The 3,045-nt window shown below is 25.2% G+C and carries 4 protein-coding genes; 2 read left to right on the top strand and 2 right to left on the bottom strand.

Features of this window, described 5'->3' with window-relative positions:
* Positions 1-770, bottom strand: a 770-nt coding sequence (gene tssK / locus L8V79_RS07930; protein WP_263703177.1) for a type VI secretion system baseplate subunit TssK, incomplete at its 3' end; no start/stop codon positions are given.
* A 15-nt stretch (positions 771-785) separates the two neighbouring features.
* Entirely contained in the window at positions 786-1,226 is a 441-nt protein-coding gene (gene tssJ / locus L8V79_RS07925) for a type VI secretion system lipoprotein TssJ (protein WP_220524493.1), read from the bottom strand.
* A 94-nt stretch (positions 1,227-1,320) separates the two neighbouring features.
* Between tssJ and L8V79_RS07920 the strand changes: the two genes are divergently transcribed.
* Together L8V79_RS07920 and tssB are read left to right on the top strand one after the other, a co-directional pair.
* On the top strand, positions 1,321-2,595 hold the full coding sequence (locus L8V79_RS07920) for a TssA family type VI secretion system protein (protein ID WP_263687865.1): 1,275 nt from the start codon (positions 1,321-1,323) through the stop codon (positions 2,593-2,595).
* A gap of 73 nt (positions 2,596-2,668) precedes the next feature.
* On the top strand, positions 2,669-3,045 hold a 377-nt coding region (gene tssB / locus L8V79_RS07915), incomplete at its 3' end, for a type VI secretion system contractile sheath small subunit (RefSeq protein WP_263703176.1).

The following is a 3,045-nucleotide window of genomic DNA, read 5'->3' as shown; positions in this document are numbered from 1 at the left end:
CTAAAATCCAAGGTGTTTTTAGTTTGATCTATACCCTTAAATACTTCAGTGAGTATTTCTTTATGCTGTTTAATTGAATGCGAAATTTCTTCTAAAAATGATTTAATATACGAAGATTTATTTAAATCTAAACAAGTGGGTATAAAACTTTCATCTAACTCTATTTTTTTATTTAAATCAATATTTTTGATTTTTGCTATAGGAATTTCAAGTTCATCTGGAGTTTTGCTGCCTAAAAAGCCCAATTTCAATCTCAAACTAGCTAAAGTAATGCTTATTTTTTCTTGAGAGAAAGTAATATTATCATTCTCATATTCATCTTCTAAATCAGTATGTTTAAAAACATCATTAGTATTATCATCATATATTCTTGAAGCTACAACACTTCTTAAACTAATGTATTTTGAATTAGGTATATTATTGTGTAAAGATATATCTGCTATAGAGGATAAACCCATAGGAATTTTAATAACAATAATAGAATTTACCAAAGAATCATAATTAACCTCCAAAGGCTCTGGAAGCTCATCTTGTTCTGGCGCATTAAAAATGCTACCATCTTTAGCAATTCCAGAAATTCTTTTAAGTGCTATTTTTCCTTGCATTAGCATTTCATTGGAAAATTCTAAATCAATTATTCCATATAAATTATTGAAAGTTGAAATTGTTTTAAGATTAATATTTCTTTCAAAATATCGTTCTTGTTGCTCAAAATGAATTTTATCAATATTTAGCCCATTAAACCAAGCTACTTTTAGCTTATCTGCCATTATATTTTCCTTAGATTAAATATGTCTAATACCATCTTTTGTTATTTCAAATTTTAATGTTTTTTTAGTTCCAAAACCATTAGCATCATCTGTTTTTGCCCAAATTTTTGTTACCTTTTTAGTATTATTTGCAAATAAAACCAAAATACCAATATACGGCACTTCTTCATCTATAACTTTAAAAGCAATAATATTATCTTTAGGGGCAATTTGTAGTCTAATCGAGTCAATTTTATCTCTACCGAGTAGAGCATCCTCTCTATTAATCAGCTCTAAATCACTAGCCTTTATAAATTTATTTACATCTTTTAGTTGATACACAATAACAGTCAAAGGAACATCATCATTTCTACTATTTAAATTAGAATTTTTTATATTATCAATCTTTACACTTACAACACTAGAGCAAGAACTTAAAAACAACCCCATGAGCAACATAACAAAAATTTTTCTCATTCCCATCCTTAAAAAAATACTTAAATAAATAACACTATAATTTTATTTTTTATTATAATTAAAAAAACTTTCAATAGTGCTTAGGAGATAAAAAATGATTTTCTGTGATCATTATGAAGAAAATTTAGAAAACTTAGAAATATTTCATTTACTTGAAGAAGAGATGACAAAATACAAAACATTAAATCATGAAAAAATACAATGGGATAAGGTATATGAACACTCATTAGATATTTTACAAAACAACTCGATGGATATGAAAATTTTCGCTTACTTTTCTTTATCATGTTTAGCATTAAATAACGAAGAGTGTTTTAAAATATTTTTAGAAATAATAATTTTTACAGAAAAATTATTTCGAGAAAAACCTGAAAATATAAGTAAAACATCTTCTATACTATTAAATCAAAAAAAGAAATACAAACAAATTGTTGAAAATTTTATTAATGAATTTAATAAAAATTCACCAAAATGCTCACAAGTCACAGCTAAAAGTTTAAATGAGTATTTTGAAAAATTACGCGAAATTTTAAATTGTAATTTTGTAAAATTAAACATTAAAGAAGAAATAACTCAAACTAAACAATCACCTCTTAAATCTCCAGTGACACAAGTAAATATCGATATAAAAAACACAAAATTATCTAATCTTAGCGATAGAGAATACAGAACATTATTAAATAATCTAGCAATAGAATTACTAGAAAATAACATTGAAAATACTAATGCTTATTCATTGTTTGCAGAAGCAGCTTGGGGAAGATTAAAAACCCTTCCACCGCATTCAGATTTTGTCACTAAAGTAAGATATCCTGATAGAAATTTAATAAAATTACTATTAGATAAAAATACGAATGAGTTAGATCAAATAAAATGTTTTATCAATAACCTTTCACTTAACCCTTTCTGGATAGAAGGATTTAAACTATTTTGTGATTTTTTACATCATCATCAAAAAGAACACTCCTTGAAAATTTTAAATTTACTAACCTGCAATTTTATTCTCAAATTCAAAGATATTACCAAGTTAAGATTTGACAACGGCGAATTAATGTGTAAAGAAGATACATTTAATTATTTTGTAAAACAAAATCAAGAAACTAATAAAAAAACACACACCACATCCGATAAAAATAAAAAAGTAGAGCAATTACTCATTGAAATAAACAATGAAAATTATAATAATTCTTTATTTTGTAATATAAATTCTTTAATAGCCATGGCACAAGTTTTTGAAACAAACAATATGAAAAATAATGCAAAAATTATATACTTACAACTAGTTGAACTTATGGAAAAAACCTTATTAAAGGATTACTTAAGTGATGAGTATAATTATGCAAAAAACAAAACTAATAAAAAAATATAAACTTAGTTATTCTTTATTTAGTTTTATGTATAATTTAAAAAATAAATTTTAATTCAAAAAATAAGGAAGTAAAATGTCTGATGGATCAAGTGCACCAAAAGAACGCATAAATATAACCTACAAGGCAAAAACAAACGGGCAAAATGCAGAGATAGAATTACCTTTAAAACTTATGATAATGGCTAATTTAACAGGTAAAAATGAACAAAATTTAGAAGATAGAGAAATTGTGTCTATCAACAAAATAAATTTTAATCAAGTTATGCAAAAACTAGACATCAAAACCCAATTTAATGTTAAAAATACTTTGGGTGGAGGCGCTGAAGAATTAGATATCAACCTAAAAATATCTAGTATGAAAGATTTTTCGCCTGATAATATAGTGCAACAAGTGCCAGAGTTAAATAAACTAATGCGCCTTAGAGAAGCATTAATGGCTCTAAAAGGACC

It is taken from the genome of Campylobacter sp. IFREMER_LSEM_CL2194 (assembly GCF_025771685.1).
In the GTDB taxonomy this organism is placed as follows: domain Bacteria; phylum Campylobacterota; class Campylobacteria; order Campylobacterales; family Campylobacteraceae; genus Campylobacter_D.
This window is presented reverse-complemented; position numbering and strand designations above follow the sequence as displayed.

Excerpts from the sequence above, each read along its gene's own strand:
- L8V79_RS07920 (WP_263687865.1), top strand. The coding sequence starts at position 1,321 with ATGATTTTCTGTGATCATTATGAAGAAAATTTAGAAAACTTAGAAATA.
- tssJ (WP_220524493.1), bottom strand. The coding sequence starts at position 1,226 with ATGAGAAAAATTTTTGTTATGTTGCTCATGGGGTTGTTTTTAAGTTCT.